Annotated in this window: 8 protein-coding genes; 4 read left to right on the top strand and 4 right to left on the bottom strand. The window is 73.4% G+C overall.

Features of this window, described 5'->3' with window-relative positions; genetic code table 11:
- Positions 1-2 precede the first annotated feature (2 nt).
- Entirely contained in the window at positions 3-2,558 is a 2,556-nt protein-coding gene (hrpB, locus tag ACWD0Y_RS04165; RefSeq protein ID WP_450258925.1) for an ATP-dependent helicase HrpB, read from the top strand.
- Here the strand turns inward: hrpB and ACWD0Y_RS04170 are convergent.
- The 3 genes from ACWD0Y_RS04170 to ACWD0Y_RS04180 form a co-directional block, all read right to left on the bottom strand.
- Positions 2,521-6,960, bottom strand: coding sequence for a caspase family protein (locus tag ACWD0Y_RS04170; RefSeq protein WP_450258926.1), 4,440 nt, complete (start codon positions 6,958-6,960; stop codon positions 2,521-2,523). The genes hrpB and ACWD0Y_RS04170 overlap by 38 nt on opposite strands.
- A 43-nt stretch (positions 6,961-7,003) precedes the next feature.
- A complete protein-coding gene (locus ACWD0Y_RS04175; RefSeq protein ID WP_450258927.1) occupies positions 7,004-7,936 on the bottom strand; it encodes a hypothetical protein in 933 nt (310 codons plus the stop codon).
- A gap of 183 nt (positions 7,937-8,119) precedes the next feature.
- Positions 8,120-9,991 (bottom strand): lytic transglycosylase domain-containing protein, encoded by a 1,872-nt coding sequence (locus ACWD0Y_RS04180; RefSeq protein WP_450258928.1) that lies wholly within the window; start codon positions 9,989-9,991, stop codon positions 8,120-8,122.
- A gap of 188 nt (positions 9,992-10,179) precedes the next feature.
- On the opposite strand from ACWD0Y_RS04180, the gene ACWD0Y_RS04185 reads away from it, so the two are divergent.
- On the top strand, positions 10,180-11,088 hold the full coding sequence (locus ACWD0Y_RS04185) for a DUF4184 family protein (protein WP_450258929.1): 909 nt from the start codon (positions 10,180-10,182) through the stop codon (positions 11,086-11,088).
- A 27-nt stretch (positions 11,089-11,115) separates the two neighbouring features.
- Here ACWD0Y_RS04185 and polA read toward each other — a convergent pair whose 3' ends face one another.
- Positions 11,116-13,827, bottom strand: coding sequence for a DNA polymerase I (gene polA, locus ACWD0Y_RS04190; protein WP_450258930.1), 2,712 nt, complete (start codon positions 13,825-13,827; stop codon positions 11,116-11,118).
- A 130-nt stretch (positions 13,828-13,957) separates the two neighbouring features.
- On the opposite strand from polA, the gene ACWD0Y_RS04195 reads away from it, so the two are divergent.
- Together ACWD0Y_RS04195 and ACWD0Y_RS04200 are read left to right on the top strand one after the other, a co-directional pair.
- A complete protein-coding gene (locus tag ACWD0Y_RS04195; protein WP_450258931.1) occupies positions 13,958-16,237 on the top strand; it encodes an FdhF/YdeP family oxidoreductase in 2,280 nt (759 codons plus the stop codon).
- Positions 16,238-16,287: 50 nt separating this feature from the next.
- Positions 16,288-16,761: a PaaI family thioesterase gene (locus ACWD0Y_RS04200; RefSeq protein WP_450258932.1), complete on the top strand. Its 474-nt coding sequence runs from the start codon at positions 16,288-16,290 to the stop codon at positions 16,759-16,761.
- Positions 16,762-16,831: the final 70 nt, after the last annotated feature.

Raw genomic sequence — 16,831 nt, forward strand, 5'->3', positions numbered from 1 at the left:
GCGTGATCCGCGACGCCCTGGGGCAGCTGCCCGTACGTACCGCCGTGCCCGCCCTGGAGCGCGCCCTGGACGCGCACGGGACGGCGGTGCTGTGCGCGCCGCCGGGGACGGGCAAGACGACGCTGGTGCCGCTGGTGCTGGCCGGGCTGCTCGACGAGGGGCGGCTCGTGCGGAGGGTCGTCGTCGCGGAGCCCCGGCGGATCGCGGCGCGGGCCGCGGCCCGGCGGATGGCGTGGCTGCTGGGCGAGAACGTCGGGGGGCGCGTGGGCTTCACCGTGCGCGGGGAGCGCGTGGTGGGGCGCGACACGGTGGTGGAGGTCGTGACCACCGGCGTACTGCTCCAGCGCCTCCAGCGCGACCAGGAGCTCGCCGGGACCGATGTCGTCGTTCTGGACGAGTGCCACGAGCGGCACCTGGACGCGGACACCGTCGCCGCGTTCCTCCTCGACGTACGGGCCGCCCTGAGGCCGGAGCTGCGGCTCCTCGCCGCCTCCGCGACGACGGACGCCGAGGGCTGGGCGCGGCTGCTGGGCGACGCGCCGGTGGTGGAGGCCGAGGGCGTCTCGCACCCCGTGGAGACGGTGTGGACGCCGCCGGCCCGTCCGGTGCGGCCGCCGCACGGCATGCGCGTCGATCCGGCGCTGCTGTCGCACGTGGCCGCCGTGGTGCGCAGGGCGCTCGCCGAGCGGGAGGGCGACGTGCTGTGCTTCCTGCCCGGCGTGGGCGAGATCGCGCGGGTGGCGGGGCAGTTGTCCGGGGTGGGCGCCGAGGTGCTCCAGGTGCACGGGCGGGCTCCGGCCGCGGTGCAGGACGCCGTACTGGCCGGTTCCGCGGGTACGCGCAGGGTGGTGCTGGCGACCTCGGTGGCCGAGTCGAGCCTGACCGTGCCCGGTGTGCGGGTCGTCGTGGACTCCGGGCTCGCGCGTGAGCCCCGTACCGACCATGCGCGGGGGCTGAGCGCGCTCACGACCGTACGGGCCTCACAGGCGGCCTCACGGCAGCGCGCGGGGCGGGCGGGGCGGGAGGCGCCGGGTGTGGTCTACCGGTGCTGGGACCGGGCCGACGACGTACGGCTGCCGCGCTTCCCCTCCCCCGAGATCAAGGTCGCGGACCTGACGGCGTTCGCCCTCCAGGCGGCGTGCTGGGGGGACCCCGACGCGAGCGGCCTCGCCCTGCTGGACCCGCCGCCGGGCGGGGCCATGGCGGCGGCCCGCACGGTACTGGCCGCGATCGGCGCGGTGGACGGTGCCGGCCGCGCGACCGGACGGGGCGTACGGATGGCCCGCCTCGGCCTGCACCCCCGGCTCGCGCGGGCGCTCGTCGACGGCGCGCGGGAGGTCGGTGCGCGCCGGGCGGCGGAGGTGGTCGCCCTGCTGAGCGAGGAGCCCCCGAGGGAGTACGGCGACGACCTGGCCGCGGCCTGGCGCGCGGCCCGCCGCGGCAACGACGCGTACGGAGCCCGGTGGCGTCAGGAGGCGCGGCGGCTGGCTTCGGCGGCGGGTGGTTCCGGCGCGTCCGGTCGTTCCGGCGGTTCCGGCGCGTCCGGCGCGGGCGCGGAGGCAGGGGCTCCCGGGGCCGGTGGTGACGACGCCGTTGCCGGAGTGGTGGCCGCCTTCGCGTTTCCCGAGCGGGTCGCCAGGGGCCGGAGCGGGGGGACCTTCCTCATGGCCTCCGGAACCGGGGCCGAGCTCGGCGACGGGTCCCGGCTGCGCACCGCTCCGTGGCTGGCGGTCGCCGTCGCCGACCGTCCCGTCCACGCCGCCTCCGCGCGCGTACGCCTCGCCGCCGTCATCGACGAGGACACCGCGAGGCTGGCCGCCGAGCATCTGCTCGTGTCCGGCGAAGAGGTGCGCTGGGAGGGCGGGGACGTCGTCGCGCGGCGCGTGGAGCGGCTGGGGGCGGTCGAACTGACCGTACGGGCGCTCGCGGAACCGGATCCGGAGCGGGTGCGGGAAGCGCTGCTCGACGGCCTGCGGCGCGAGGGCCTCGGTCTGCTGCGCTGGACACGGGACGCGCGGGGGCTGCGCGAGCGCCTCGCCTTCCTGCACCGGGTGCTGGGCGCTCCGTGGCCGGACGTGTCGGACGCGGCGCTCACGGACCGTACCGACGCGTGGCTGGAGCCGGAACTGTCACGGGCGCGCAGGAGAGCCGACCTCGGCCGGATCGAGGCGGGGCAGGCGCTGAACCGGCTGCTGCCGTGGGCGTCCGGCGACGCGGCCCGGCTGGACGAGCTGGCGCCGGAGCGGATCGAGGTGCCGAGCGGGTCGCGGGTCCGGGTGGAGTACGGCGGTGAGCAGCCCGTACTGGCGGTGAAGCTCCAGGAGATGTTCGGGCTGGCCGAGACGCCGCGGGTGGCCGGCGTGCCGGTGCTGGTGCACCTGCTGTCCCCGGCGGGGCGTCCGGCGGCCGTCACCGCCGACCTGGCGTCCTTCTGGCGGGACGGGTACCGCGCGGTGCGGGCCGAACTGCGCGGCCGCTACCCGAAGCACCCGTGGCCGGAGGACCCCGCGACGACGGCGCCTACGCGTCATACGAAGGCGCGGCTCGGGCGGAGCTGAGTCCGGGGAAGCCGAGGCAGAAGACCCCGGTGTCCGTGACGACCGCGACGCGTCCGTCCGGCAGGGGGGTCAGGCACTGCACCGCCGAGCCCATGAAGATCCGGCACACCTCACGGTCGTCCCTCATGTCGAAGAGCGTCACGTAGTCGTCGAAGCCGACCGTGACGGCCACCGGGCACCCGCCCACGTGGTGCAGCTGGAGCGTTCTGAAGTGCCGGGTGGTGCGCGGCCCGGGGTTCCAGCTCCACAGCGGTGCGCCGTCGCAGATCCGGTGCACCCTGATGCCGCTGCCCGAGGACAGGTGTCCGGCGACCGGTTCGCCGTCCCAGTCGCCGAGCGCGAAACCGGCGGCCTGTCCCCGCCACGACATCCCCGGATCGACGGTGAAGCCGGGTGTCTGTTCCAGGTGCAGCGCTGTCGTTCCGGCCGGGAGTTCGAGGACGCGCAGCCCGTCCTCCCTGGTGCAGTACGCGGCGAAAAGCCGGTCCCCGACGGCCGCGCACACCAGATCGCGCACTTTCCCGCCCGGGCCGTCCAGACCTACCGTGCACAGCTTCCGGCCGTTCCACGACCAGACCACCAGCTGCCGGTCGACCAGGGCGAGTACGGCGCCCCGCCCGGGCCCGCCGACCACATGCAGCACGGACGGCCTGCCGGGCGGGCAGTTCCGCAGGCGCATACGACGCCGTGCCGCCCCCAGCAGCCCGACCGGCCAGTGGTCCCCGCGGCGCGGCCGCCAGTCGTGCGACAGCAGCGGAAGGCCGCGCGCGCCCACGACACGGTCGTCGCGCCGCTTGGACGTCCACGTGATCACCTGTCCGGTCCCGGGGTCCAGCAGGCACAGGGCGGTGTCGTCGGCGAGCGCCAGCACTTCCCGCCGGGCCACCCGCGCCGGGCTCAGCGTCATGCCGAAGAGCGCGGAGAACCTCCGGGGTTTCGCCGCGCCCGCCTGAGAACCGTCGAGCCGGAAGACCCGCATCGACACCGGGCCCCGCATGTGCGTTCCCGTCACGAGCATCACCTCGTCCGTACCGACGGCCACCGCGGCGAAGTCGCCCAGCGTCTCCAGCCGGTCGTGCAGGACCGTCTGCCGGCGCCCCTCCGCGTCCACCACCTCGGCCGAGTCCAGGCCGACGGCGAGCCGGACCATTCCCCTGCCGCAGAGGACGAAGCGCTCCTCGCCCACCAGCCCCGTGCTCGAACGGCAGGTCCACTCCTGGTAGCCCCCGTCGTACTCGACCAGGGCGTCCACCGGCGTCCGCAGGTGCTCCAGCTGGGGGTCCATGGTCGCCGCGAGCACCTGCCCCCGGTGGACGACGAGGTCCATGACGTGCCTGCCCCGCACCCCCCAGGAGCGCGCGTCCGCCCGACGCCATCCGTCGTCCGGGCGCACGGTCCACTTCCACACTCTGCCGCCGGCCCCCTGGCCGCCCACGAATTCGCCGAACACGGCGGCGACCACCAGGCTGCCCCCGTGCACGTCCATGGCGACCCAGCTGCGGAGCTGGGTGCGCGGCCGGGTCTCTTCGGGGGGCGGCGGCTGCTCCGCCTGTTCCACGGTCAGCCTGCACAGCTCGGTCCCGTCCCGCATGTCGACGAGCAGGACGACCCCTTCGTGGGTCACCAGCGCCGCCACCAGGGTGTCGCCGACGCCCGCCAGGGCGACGGCCTCGGTGGCGGTCTCCACCGTGCTTCCCCAGCGGCCGCGCCGGCCGACGTCCCACACCGTGACCTGCCCCGACGGCCCTTCGGAGACTGCGACCAGCAGCCACCCCCCGCGGCCCCCGGGGCACGTCGCCATTCCGGAGACGTACCGGCCGTACGTCTGCGGTGCCCGCGGATCCGGTGCCTGCGGAAGGTGGCCCAGGAACTCGCAGGTCTCCGTGTCCCAGACCCTGAGGTCCAGGTTTCCCTCCTGGGTCACCAGCGTCCTGCGGCCCGCGCAGTCGAGGAGCACGAGCCGGTTGACGCCTCCGGGGAAGTCCCCGACCGAGCGGTGCGGATACGGCGCGCTGGGGACGAAGGCCCACTCCGCCACCCACGGCTGTGCGGGCACCCGGGACAGCGCGGCGTCGGCGAGCTCCTCGTTGTGGACCTCCAGTGCCGTGAGCCGGAGCAGGGCGGCCCGCGCGCCCGCGTCCGGTTCCGCCACGAGGCGCGGGGCGATGCGCTCGTAGGCGCTGCGTACGGCGACGGCCTGCGGTGTACGGACCCCGGGCAGCGCCCGGCGCAGTGTGTCCTGGTCCACGGTGACGAGGAACAGCGGGTCGGGCACGAGCTCGTCGAGCAGGCCGCCGCCGGCCGCGTGCGTCGGCAGGTGGTCGAGGAGGTAGGGGTCGGCGGCGGGCCAGTTCCGGCCGCTGCCGTCCGCGCCCGCCGGCACGAGGTCCAGGAGCGCCCGGGCCGTCCGCCCGGCCGTGGCTCCGGCGGCCTTCGTGCCCGGCACGTCATGCGGTGCCCCGCGGGGCGCCTCGTGCAGCTCCTCGCGCAGCTCGTCGGCGAACGACTCGTGGTAGAGCCGGTAGACGGAGCGGCCCGTGCGGTCCACGTCCTCGACGAGGTGCGCGTTCGCGGCTCCGAGGATCCAGCCGATGTCGTCGGCGCTCACGTCGTCACCGGTGAGCGCCGAGGCCATGGCCCGCCAGACCGCGCCGGCCGGCAGTCCGGGGCCCTCGGCGAACGCGAGCGCGCCGAGCAGGGCCCGGCCCCGCTGCTCCTGTTCTCCCAGCTGTTCGTGGAGCGCCCAGCGGAAGACCGGGCCGGCCGGGCGGGCGGACGACACGGCGAGCGGGGGCAGCCGGCGCCGCCAGTCGTCGGCACCGGCACCGGCACCGGCCGGCTGCGCGCCGTGGGCCAGCGCACGTGCGGTCAGCCGTGCCACGAGGAAGTTGTGCCCGGCCCGGCGCGCGACTTCCCGGGCGATGGCGGCCGTCTCTCCTTCGCGGTAGGGGCCGGTGCTGCCCGGGCCGTCCGGCGCGAGGAGGAGCTTGCGCGCGTAGTGCTCGATGTCGTGGAGGCCGATCCAGCGGGAGTCGTCCAGGTCGAGCGCCGTGAGCTCCGGTCCGAGGGCGCCGACGACATGCGGCCGGGTGCCGACAAGGAGGCGTACGCAGGGGATCCGTGACAGCGGATGCAGGAAGGACCCTGCGATACGGAGGGGCTCGGTGCCTCCCGCGGCGGGCCCGGCCTCGTCGAGAGCGTCGATGACGAGGGTCAGCGGCTCGGTCCTTCCGGCGAGTGCTTCGAGGACGGACCGGGGGTGGGCGTCGTCGAGCCCGGCGGCGTCCGCGACGCCCGCCGCGATCTCTTCGAGCACGCGGTGGCGGGCGTGGATCGCGGCATCGATCCCGGCGCGCGGCGGTGGCACGGCGGTCGGCACATCGGTCAGGGCCTGGCGGTGCACCGGGTCCGCGAGCAGCACCGTACGGCCGAGGAGCGAGGACTTGCCGACGCCCGCGCTCCCGGTCACGACGACGCAGCGGCCCAGTTCCGCGGAGTCGCCGTCGAGCCAGGACGACAGTGCGCCCAGAGCCGCGAGACGGCCCGTGAAGTAGGAGCCGCGGCCACCGATGCCGTCCGTTCCCCGGCCCCGGGGGTCGAAGTGGGACTGGAGTTCGGCGCGGCGGCGACGCCCCTCGGCGCTGGACCACGTGCTCTGCTCGGCGAGGTCCATCACCGCGTGCGGAAGGTCCGGCACGTAACGCGGATTGGGGAAGAAGGGGTAGCCCTCCCCCGACGGCAGGATGCCGAGAGCCGCGTACTGGTGCGGACTGTGCCTGCGCAGGCTTTCGTTGACGCGGTCGACGACCTGCTCCAGGTAGAGCTTGGGCTGACGGGGTCCGCCGACCGTGAGGTCGTCGACCGCTTCGGTCAGTGCCCGGGTGAACGCGCCGTCGACAGCCTCGTCCCGGGACCGGGCCGCCGCGATGACGCAGAAGGCGGCGAGGCGCTCCGCTTCGGCGGCCCGGGTGGTACTGAGCCGCCTGCCGAGGCCGGTCGCGACGCGGCGGGCGGCATCGAGGCCGCCCTGGCCCGCGTAGCAGGTGTCGACGATCAGCAGGAGCCGTTCGAATCCGCACTCCGTGACCGTGCGGACGAGGTCTTCGGTGGCGAGGGCGGTGCCGGTGAGACGGTCGGTGCGGCTGTCGCGGAACAGGAGGTAGTGCCGGTCGTGGTCGTGGTCTCCGTGGCCGCTGTAGTACAGGACGAGGGCGTCCTCGGTACGGTCCTGCGAGGCGGCCCAGTCGGAGAGTTCGCGCCGGAAGCCGTCCGCGCTGCGGTCGTGCAGCCGGCCGCCGGACTTGTAACCGAGCCCCTCGAAGAGGGCGGTGACGGCGTCGAGGTCGCCGGACACGGCCGGGAGTTCCTCGTGGTGTTCGTACCGGGACGTGCCACCGGCCACGATCAGTCTGCGGACCTTTTCCTCCCCCGTCGCGCACATCGCGTCAGCCCGCCGCCCCCGCTGCCTCTGTCCCCCCGGCGTCCTCCGCCTCCCCGGTCACCAGCCCTGCCGCCAGCGCCGCGCCCGTTTCGGCGGCGGTGAGGTGGTGCTCGATGGAGTGGGCCTGCCAGCCGTTGTCCACGAGGACGTCCCGGACGGGGCGCGGGCCGCCCGGGAACAGCGGAGCAAGGCGCTTGGCGAGAGCGACCACGTCACGGCGGTCGCAGACGTTGGTCCAGTCACGGACCCCGGCGGGCCAGTGCCCCTCCCCCGCGGCCGGCCCGGGGAGCAGCCGGTCGAAGACCAGGCGGGGGATGCCCAGCGGTGAACCGACCGTCACCAGCGTCGGGATCTGCCACTCCGGATGCGCGCACAGCGCTTCGTACGCGACGACCGAACCGAGGGAGTGCCCCACGAGGACCCGGGTGCCGGGCGTGACGGCCGCCTCGATCTCGCGCTGGACGCGTTCCCGTAAGCCGGGCTCGGTGAGGTAGCGGCGGACCTGGGAGAGGACCCCGAGGAGGAAACGGTCGGCGGTGCGGGCGAAGAAACGCGAGCGGCTGAGCGCGTGCAGCGCGCGCTGCACGGTGACCGGAGTGGCGGCCTTCCCGGGGCGGGCGGCGTTGCGCGGTGCCGGCGGCGGAGGAACCCGGTCCGGTTCCAGCCGGGCCGCCTCCGCCCACCAGGCGAGCAGCAGCTCCGTCTCCAGCGGATCGGTGACGTCACGCGCGCGCGGCGCGGGTTCGCCTTTCACGGCCGTCGCGCCGGAAGGCCGGAAACAGTGGCCGTAGAAGGCGACGCCCACGTCCTCGGGGGTCAGCTCCGGTCCGCCGGCGAGTCTCAGGCCGTCGAGCACGGCGGAGGCGATACCGCGGTGCAGGGTGTGGGCCCCCAGGTACTGCTTTCCGATGCCGTGTACGACGACGATGGCAGCCATGCCCCTCCCCCGGGTCCGTTGCCCGTGATCGTACAACTCCGCGGTCTGTCCGCGGGGTTGACGGAGTTTCGTCTCCAGGGGCGGCGTCGTCGGCCGGGTCACCCGGCGGATCCGGGTGACATGCCGCTGCCCCGCCCGGAACACGGTCCGGGCGGGGCAGCGGCGGCAGGGCCGGGGTTGTGGTTACGCGGTGGGGGTGGTGGTCGAGGAGGAGGGAGCGGAGGGGGTCGTCGACGGGTCGGTCGTCGATCCGGTCGACGGGTCGGCCGTCGGATCGGTCGACGGTGCGGTGGTGGCCGCGGTGACGGTCAGTTCGACCGTGAGGACCACACCGTCGGCGGTGGTGAGGCGCAGCTTGTACGTCCCCGCGTTGCCGTCGGCGTAGACCTTCGGAAGGGCCAGCAGGCCGTCGGCGTCCGTCTTCAGCGCGGTCAGGGTGCGGACCGCCTTGCCGTCGGCGCCCTTGAAATACGGGCCCTTGTCGTTCTCCGCGGACGCGCCGGCGTCACCCGTGACCATCGTCGCGGTCACTGCGACACCCGCCGCGGCCTTTCCCTGGTACGTCGCCTTCACCTCGACCGGTTCGGCGAAGGAGCCACCGGTCTCGGCCCTGAGCTCCTTGTCGGAGGTGCGGACCAGCGCGTCGGACCGCGGCGCCGGCGCCGGCTTGGCCTTGACGTCGGCGGTGAAGTTCGCGGCGGGGGCGCTGGTGCCCAGCGCCTTGGCGCGCACGGTGAACGTGCCCGTCCGCCCGCCCGCGCCGAGCGTGGGGGCGGTGGCGATGCCGTCGGCGCCGGTGGTGACGGTGAAGCGGGTCCGGGCGCCGGGGAAGCGCGCGTCCGTGTCGCCGACGATCTGGAACTGGACCCGGGCGCCCACCACCACCTTGCCCGCGGAGGTCTTGGCCCGTACGCGCAGCCGGTCGGTGAACTTCTCGCCCTCGGTCGCGGTCACGGTCGCGGTGCCGAGCCGCTCCAGGGTGGCGACGGGTGCCGGGGCCGGGGGCTGCGTCGGCGGAGTCGGAGTCGTCGGCGGCGGGGTCGTCGGGGGCTGCGTCGACGGCGGGGTCGTCGCAGGCGGGGTCGTCGGGGGCTGCGTCGACGGCGGGGTCGCCGGGGGCGTCGTCGGCGGGGCCGGGGTGTCGCCGGTTCCCGGAGTGCCCGGGCCGGCCGGCGGAGTCGTCCCGCCGGGAACTGCGGGCAGGCCGTTGCCGTTTCCACTGCCACTGTTGTGGCTGTCGGGTTCGCTGCTGCCCGGCAGGACTCCGGAGCCGTCCGGCACCTCGTGGCTGCCGCGCCGGTAGTAGTCGAACCAGGACATGACCGTACGCAGGTACTCCCGCGAGCGGTTGTAGCCGAGGATCGCCTGGTCGAGATCGGCCTGGACGGACAGATCGCGGTCGTGGGCGCAGAGGTAGCGGCCGGCGGCGAGGGCCGCGTCGTAGATGTTGTTCGGGTCCTTGCGGCCGTCGGCGTTGCCGTCCTGGCCCCAGGCCGCCCAGGTGGACGGGATGAACTGCATCGGACCGACCGCGCGGTCGTGCGTCGAGTCGCCGTCGTACGCACCGTTGTCGGTGTCGGAGATGTTGGCGAAGCCGACGCCGTTGAGCTGCGGGCCGAGGATCGGTGTCAGCGTCGTTCCGTCGTCGTCGACCCGGCCGCCGCGCGCCTGGCCCGACTCGACCTTGCCGATGGCGGCGAGCAGCTGCCACGGGAGGCGGCAGCCGGGGTCGGTGCCCTTGACGGTCCCTTCCGCCCGCTTGTACGCGGCCAGGACCGTGGCGGGTATGCCTGCTTCCGCCGGGCCGGTGATGACGGGGAGGTCGATCGAAGTGCCCGGTTTGTTCGGGGTGTTCAGGGGCGGCAGATCGGTGAAGTACGGCGAGTTGCCCGTCACCGGGGTGCCGGGGGGTTCGGTCGCCTTCGCGGCTCTCTCGTCGGCGGGACCCAAAGTGCTGCCCGGCGCCTGCGAGGCGGAGAGCGCCGCCACCACGAGCGCCGCCACCGTGGTGGCTGTCGCCCCTTTGCGCAGCCTGCGACCGAATTGCGCTGCCATACGTCTGGCCCCTCCCGTCAACGGCTGTTCGCGCTCCCCAGCGCGAGGACTCAGGCGACACTACGACAACTACCGACGCCGGAACACCGGCCGCCGTCGCCTTATTACCGGTTGTTCACGGAAATTCATCTCGGAACACAAAACGGCATACTGATCGCCATCGATCAGAAGCGGACCGAGGGGTGCTTTTGCCGTTCACACTCAGCCATGCTGCGGCCGTACTGCCGGGCATTCGACGGAACGGTACCGCGCGCGGACCGCTGCTCGCATCGGCGCTCGTCGCCGGGTCGTTCGCGCCCGACATGACCTATTTCGCGGCCACCGCCGCCCCGGCCGCGATGGCCTTCGGAGACGTCACGCACTCCCTGCCGGGCCTCGTCACCGTCGACGTGTTCATCACGGCGGCGCTCGTGGGCCTGTGGCTGCTGCTGCGGGAACCCCTGCTGGCCCTGGTGCCGCGCCACCGGCAGGCCCGCTTCCACGGCTTCGTGCGCGGCCAGGACTGGAGCGGGATGCAACTCCCCTCCCTCGCCTGGCGGTTCTTCCTCTCGGCGGTCATCGGCGCGTGCACGCACGTCTTCTGGGACACCTTCACCCATCTCGACCGATGGGGCACGAAGGTCCTGCCGGTGCTCGGTGAGGTCGTCGCCGGCTTCCCGGTGTACTGGTACGCGCAGTACGGCGGCTCGGCCGTCGCCCTCGCGGTGATCGTGTGGTTCATGGTCTCGGCGCTGCGGCGCCGGCCGGACGGTCCCGCCCCCGCCTCCGTACCGCTGCTGGACGCGCGCGGGAGGTGGGCCGCCGGGGGGCTGCTCGCGCTGTGCGTGCTGCTGGGCATCGTCCACCGGTGCGTGCGCTGGTACGCCGCGCAGACCGTGCAGCTGAAGCCGCTCGACTACGTCCCGACCGTATGCTTCGGCGCCGGCTCGGGGCTCGCCGTGGGACTGGTGCTGTACGCCGCGGGGGTGCGGCTGTGGCTGCGCGGCGCGCCGGCCGGGGGCGCGGAGCAGCGCGCGGCCCCGGACCCCGGGCCCCAGTCGCCGGCCGGGCCGGGCGTCCCGGCCCGGGCCGGCACATCGGGCCCGTCCGGCGACTGAGGGCACGCCCCCGGGGCGCCCCGGGGGTCAGTGGGCGGCGGACTCCCAGTCGGGTCCCACACCCACCGACACGTCGAGCGGCGCGCGCAGCGTGACGGCGCCGGCCATCTCGCGGCGGACGATCTCCTCCACCCGCTCGCGCTCGCCCGGCGCGATCTCCAGCACGATTTCGTCATGCACCTGGAGGAGCATCCGGGAGGTCATCCCGGCCTCCTCCAGAGCCCGGTCGACGTTCAGCATGGCGACCTTGACGATGTCCGCGGCCGTGCCCTGGATCGGGGCGTTGAGCGCCATCCGCTCGGCCATCTCACGGCGCTGGCGGTTGTCGCTGTTGAGGTCGGGGAGGTAGCGGCGGCGGCCGAGCATCGTCTCGGTGTAGCCCGTGGCGCGGGCCTCCTCGACGGCGCGCTGGAGGTAGTCCCGTACGCCGCCGAACCGCTGGAAGAAGGTGTCCATCAGGCCGCGGGCCTCACCGGCGTCGATGTTCAGCTGCTGGGACAGGCCGAACGCCGAGAGGCCGTACGCCAGTCCGTACGACATGGCCTTGATCTTGCGGCGCATCTCGGGGTCGACCTGGGACTTCTCCACGCCGAACACCTGGGAGGCGACGGTGGTGTGCAGGTCCTCGCCGGACAGGAACGCCTCGATCAGGCCCTCGTCCTCCGACAGGTGGGCCATCACCCGCAGTTCGATCTGGCTGTAGTCGGCGGTCATCAGCGATTCGTAGCCCTCGCCGACGACGAAGCCGCGCCGGATGGCCCGGCCCTCGTCCGTACGCACCGGGATGTTCTGGAGGTTGGGGTCGGTGGAGGAGAGCCGCCCGGTGGCCGCGACCGTCTGGTTGTAGGTGGTGTGGATGCGGCCGTCCGTCGCGATGGACTTGACGAGGCCCTCGACGGTGACGCGCAGCTTGGCCTGCTCACGGTGGCGCAGCATGATCACCGGCAGCTCGTGCTCGGTCTGCGCCGCCAGCCACGCCAGGGCGTCGGCGTCCGTGGTGTAACCCGTCTTGGTCTTCTTGGTCTTGGGCAGCGCGAGCTCGCCGAAGAGGATCTCCTGGAGCTGCTTGGGCGAACCGAGGTTGAACTCCCGCCCCGCCGCGTCGTGCGCCTCCTTCACGGCCTGCTGCACGGCCGCCGCGAACTGCTGTTCCATGGACTCCAGGTGGGCGCGGTCGGCGGCGATGCCGTGCCGCTCCAGGCGGGCCAGCAGGACGGAGGTGGGCAGCTCCACACGGTGCAGCAGGTCGGTGGCGCCGACCTCGTCGAGACGCTCGCCGAAGGCCTCGCCGAGGTCGAGGACCGCGCGGGCCTGCGTCATCAGGGCGTCGGCCTCGGCCCGCTCGTCCGTACCGAACGCGAGCTGCCCGTCCGCGGCGGCCGCGGGGGCCAGCTCACGGTGGAGGTACTCCACGGACAGGGCGTCCAGCGCGAAGGAACGGCGGCCCGGCTTGACCAGGTAGGCGGCGAGCGCGGTGTCCATGGTGACGCCGTCGACCTGCCAGCCGTGCTCGGGGAAGATCCGCATGGCGCCCTTGGCGTTGTGCATGACCTTGGGCTTCGTGGGGTCGGCGATCCAGGCGGCGAACGCCTTGTCGTCGGCCTCGTCGAGCTGGGAGGTGTCGAACCAGGCCGCCGCGCCGTCGGCCGCGGCCAGCGCGATCTCGCTGACGCTGCCGGAGCCCAGCGCCCACGCGTCGACGGTGGCGACACCCAGCGGCTGCCCGCCGTGCCGCTCCAGCCAGGGCGCGACCTCGCCGGAGCCGAGCACCGTGCCGTCGATCTCCACACCGGCGGCCGGGGCCGGGGCCTCTTCCTCGCCGGCGCCCGGGTCGACGGCGAGCAGGCGCTCGCGCAGGCTCGGGTTGCGGATCTCCAGTACGTCGAGGACACCGGTCAGCGCCGCGCGGTCGTACGGAGCGCGCTCCAGGTCGAGCGGCCCCTTGGGCAGCTCGACGTCACGCACCATCTCGGTCAGGCGGCGGTTGAGCTTCACGGCCTCCAGGTGGTCCCGGAAGTTCTGCCCGGCCTTGCCCTTGACCTCGTCGGCGCGGGCCACCAGCTCCTCGAACGAGCCGAACTGGTTGATCCACTTCGCCGCCGTCTTCTCACCGACCCCCGGGATGCCCGGCAGGTTGTCGGACGGGTCGCCGCGCAGCGCCGCGAAGTCCGGGTACTGCTGCGGGCTCAGCCCGTACTTCTCCTGGACCTTCTCCGGGGTGAAACGGGTCAGCTCCGAGACGCCCTTGGTCGGGTACAGCACGGTGACGTGGTCGCTGATCAGCTGGAACGAATCCCGGTCACCCGTGACGATCAGCACCTCGAAGCCGGCCGCCTCGGCCTGGGTGGCGAGCGTCGCGATGACGTCGTCCGCCTCGAACCCGTCGACCGCGAACCGGTCCGCGTGCATCGCGTCGAGCAGTTCGCCGATCAGCTCGACCTGCCCCTTGAACTCGTCGGGCGTCTTCGAACGGGTCGCCTTGTACTCGGGGAACTCCTCGGAGCGCCACGTCTTGCGCGACACGTCGAAGGCCACCGCGAAATGCGTGGGCGCCTCGTCGCGCAGCGTGTTCGCCAGCATCGACGCGAAGCCGTAGATGGCGTTCGTCGGCTGGCCGCTCGCGGTCGTGAAGTTCTCCGCGGGCAGCGCGAAGAACGCCCGGTACGCCAGGGAGTGCCCGTCCATGAGGAGCAGGCGAGGACGGTGGTCTGCGGTCTTCTTCGATGCTGTCTCTGACACGCCACCGATCCTAGGCGCCGCCACCGACAATCCGGCCCCTCGCCCTCGCCCTCGCCCTCGCCCGGTGTCAGTGGAGCGTGACAGGATCGGAGACGCACGGAACAGAACCGCCCGCTCGAAGGGGAGCACCATGGCTGCCAAGCCGCCCGCAGGTGACCCGGTCCAGGACGCTCCGCAGGTCGCGGCGCCCCAGCACGCCGCCGCAGGGCTTCCCGCCATCGGACACACGCTGAAGATGGCCCAGCAGCAGATGGGGATCCGCCGCACCGCGCAGACGCTCCTCAAGGTCAACCAGAAGGACGGCTTCGACTGTCCCGGCTGCGCCTGGCCCGAGGAGGACAAGCGGCACACCGCGGAGTTCTGCGAGAACGGCGCCAAGGCCGTCGCCGAGGAGGCGACGCTGCGCCGCGTCACACCCGACTTCTTCGCCGCGCACCCCGTCGCCGGCCTGGCCACGCGCAGCGGGTACTGGCTGGGCCAGCAGGGCCGCATCACCCAGCCGATGTACCTGGCGGAGGGCGCGGAGCGGTACGACGCGGTGACCTGGGAGCGGGCCTTCGAGATCATCGCGGAGGAGCTCAAGGCGCTCGGCTCCCCCGACGAGGCCGTCTTCTACACCTCGGGCCGCACCAGCAACGAAGCGGCGTTCCTGCTCCAGCTCTTCGCCCGCGAGTTCGGCACGAACAACCTGCCGGACTGCTCCAACATGTGCCACGAGTCGTCGGGCTCCGCCCTGACGGAGACCATCGGCATCGGCAAGGGCAGCGTCTCCCTGGAGGATCTGCACCGGGCCGACCTGATCATCGTCGCCGGGCAGAACCCGGGCACCAACCACCCGAGGATGCTCAGCGCCCTGGAGAAGGCCAAGGCCGCCGGCGCGAAGATCATTTCGGTGAACCCGCTTCCCGAGGCCGGACTCGAACGCTTCAAGAACCCGCAGACCCCGCAGGGCATGATCAAGGGCGCCGCCCTCACCGACCTCTTCCTCCAGATCCGCCTCGGCGGCGACCAGGCCCTCTTCCGCCTGCTCAACAGGCTGATCATCGAGACGGAAGGCGCCGTCGACGAGGAGTTCGTACGCGAGCACACCCACGGGTACGAGGAGTTCGCGGCCGCCGCCCGCGGCGCCGACTGGGACGAGACCCTCGCCGCCACCGGCCTGGAGCGCACGGAGATCGAGCGGGCCCTCGCCATGGCCCTCGCCTCCCGGCGCACCATCGTGTGCTGGGCCATGGGACTGACCCAGCACAAGCACTCCGTGCCGACCATCCGCGAAGTCGTCAACTTCCTGCTGCTGCGCGGCAACATCGGCCGCCCCGGCGCCGGCGTGTGCCCCGTGCGCGGACACTCCAACGTGCAGGGCGACCGCACCATGGGCATCTTCGAACGCCCCGCCCCCGCCTTCCTCGACGCCCTCGACAAGGAATTCGGGATCACCTCCCCCCGCCACCACGGATACGACGTCGTACGGTCCATCCAGGCACTGCGCGACGGCGACGCCAAGGTCTTCTTCGCCATGGGCGGCAACTTCGTCGGCGCCACCCCCGACACGGCCGTCACCGAGGCCGCGATGCGCAAGGCGCGCCTGACCGTCCACGTCTCGACGAAGCTCAACCGCTCGCACGCCGTCACCGGCGCCCGCGCGCTGATCCTGCCCACCCTCGGACGCACCGACAAGGACGTGCAGGCGGGGGGCAGGCAGTTCGTCACCGTCGAGGACTCCATGGGCATGGTGCACGCCTCCCGCGGCAACCTCACCCCTGCGAGCCCGCACCTGCTGTCCGAGCCGGCCATCGTCGCCCGGCTGGCACGGGCCGTCCTCGGCCCCGCGTCCGCCACCCCCTGGGAGGACTTCGAGAAGGACTACGCCGCGATCCGCGACCGGATCTCCCGTGTCGTCCCCGGCTTCGAGGACTTCAACGCGCGCGTCGCCCGCCCCGGCGGCTTCACCCTGCCGCACGGCCCGCGCGACGAGCGGCGCTTCGCCACCCCCACCGGCAGGGCCAACTTCACCGCCGCCCCCGTCGAGTACCCCGAGCTCCCCGAAGGCCGGCTGCTGCTCCAGACACTGCGCTCGCACGACCAGTACAACACCACCATCTACGGCCTCGACGACCGCTACCGGGGCATCAAGGGCGGCCGCCGCGTCGTCCTCGTCAACCCGGACGACGCCCGCGAGCTCGGCCTCGCCGACGGGGCGTACACCGACCTCGTCAGCGAGTGGAAGGACGGCGTCGAGCGGCGCGCGCCCGGCTTCCGCGTGGTGCACTACCCCACCGCGCGCGGCTGCGCCGCCGCCTACTACCCCGAGACCAACGTGCTGGTGCCCCTGGACGCCACCGCGGACACCAGCAACACCCCCGCGAGCAAGTCCGTGATCGTACGTCTGGAACAATCACCCACCGCCTAAGCGTTTGCTTAAGGACGATGGACGCCGTACGACGATCGGAGCCGGGCCCCATGGGTGAGCAGACAACTGTGAAGTTCCCGCAAGAGGTCATCGACGAGTACGCCCGGATGGGCGTGGACCTGCCCGCCCTCTTCTCCGCCGGAGACCTCGGCGCCCGCATGGGCGTGCAGATCGTCGAGGCGTCCGCCGAGCGCGTGGTCGGCACCATGCCCGTCGAAGGCAACACCCAGCCCTACGGCCTGCTGCACGGCGGGGCCTCCGCCGTACTCGCCGAGACCCTCGGCTCCGTGGGCTCGATGCTGCACGGCGGCTCCTCCAAGCTCGCCGTCGGCGTGGACCTCAACTGCACACACCACCGGGGCGCCCGCAGCGGCCTGGTGACCGGCGTGGCCACCCCCGTCCACCGCGGACGCTCCACCGCGACATACGAGATCGTCATCACCGACGAGCAGGACAAGCGCGTCTGCACGGCCCGCCTGACCTGCATGCTGCGCGACATGGGCGGCAACGGCGCCCAGGGCTGACCGCCGGGCCGGGGCGGCAGCGCCACAACGCCGCCGGCCCCGGCCCGGACGCGGAGAGCGTCCGGGCCGG

This window comes from Streptomyces altiplanensis, from assembly GCF_053591575.1.

Bases quoted from the DNA above. Each gene is read 5' to 3' on its own strand.
- ACWD0Y_RS04195 (WP_450258931.1), top strand. From the start codon at position 13,958: ATGGCTGCCAAGCCGCCCGCAGGTGACCCGGTCCAGGACGCTCCGCAG.
- ACWD0Y_RS04180 (WP_450258928.1), bottom strand. From the start codon at position 9,991: ATGGCAGCGCAATTCGGTCGCAGGCTGCGCAAAGGGGCGACAGCCACC.
- ACWD0Y_RS04175 (WP_450258927.1), bottom strand. From the start codon at position 7,936: ATGGCTGCCATCGTCGTCGTACACGGCATCGGAAAGCAGTACCTGGGG.
- ACWD0Y_RS04200 (WP_450258932.1), top strand. From the start codon at position 16,288: ATGGGTGAGCAGACAACTGTGAAGTTCCCGCAAGAGGTCATCGACGAG.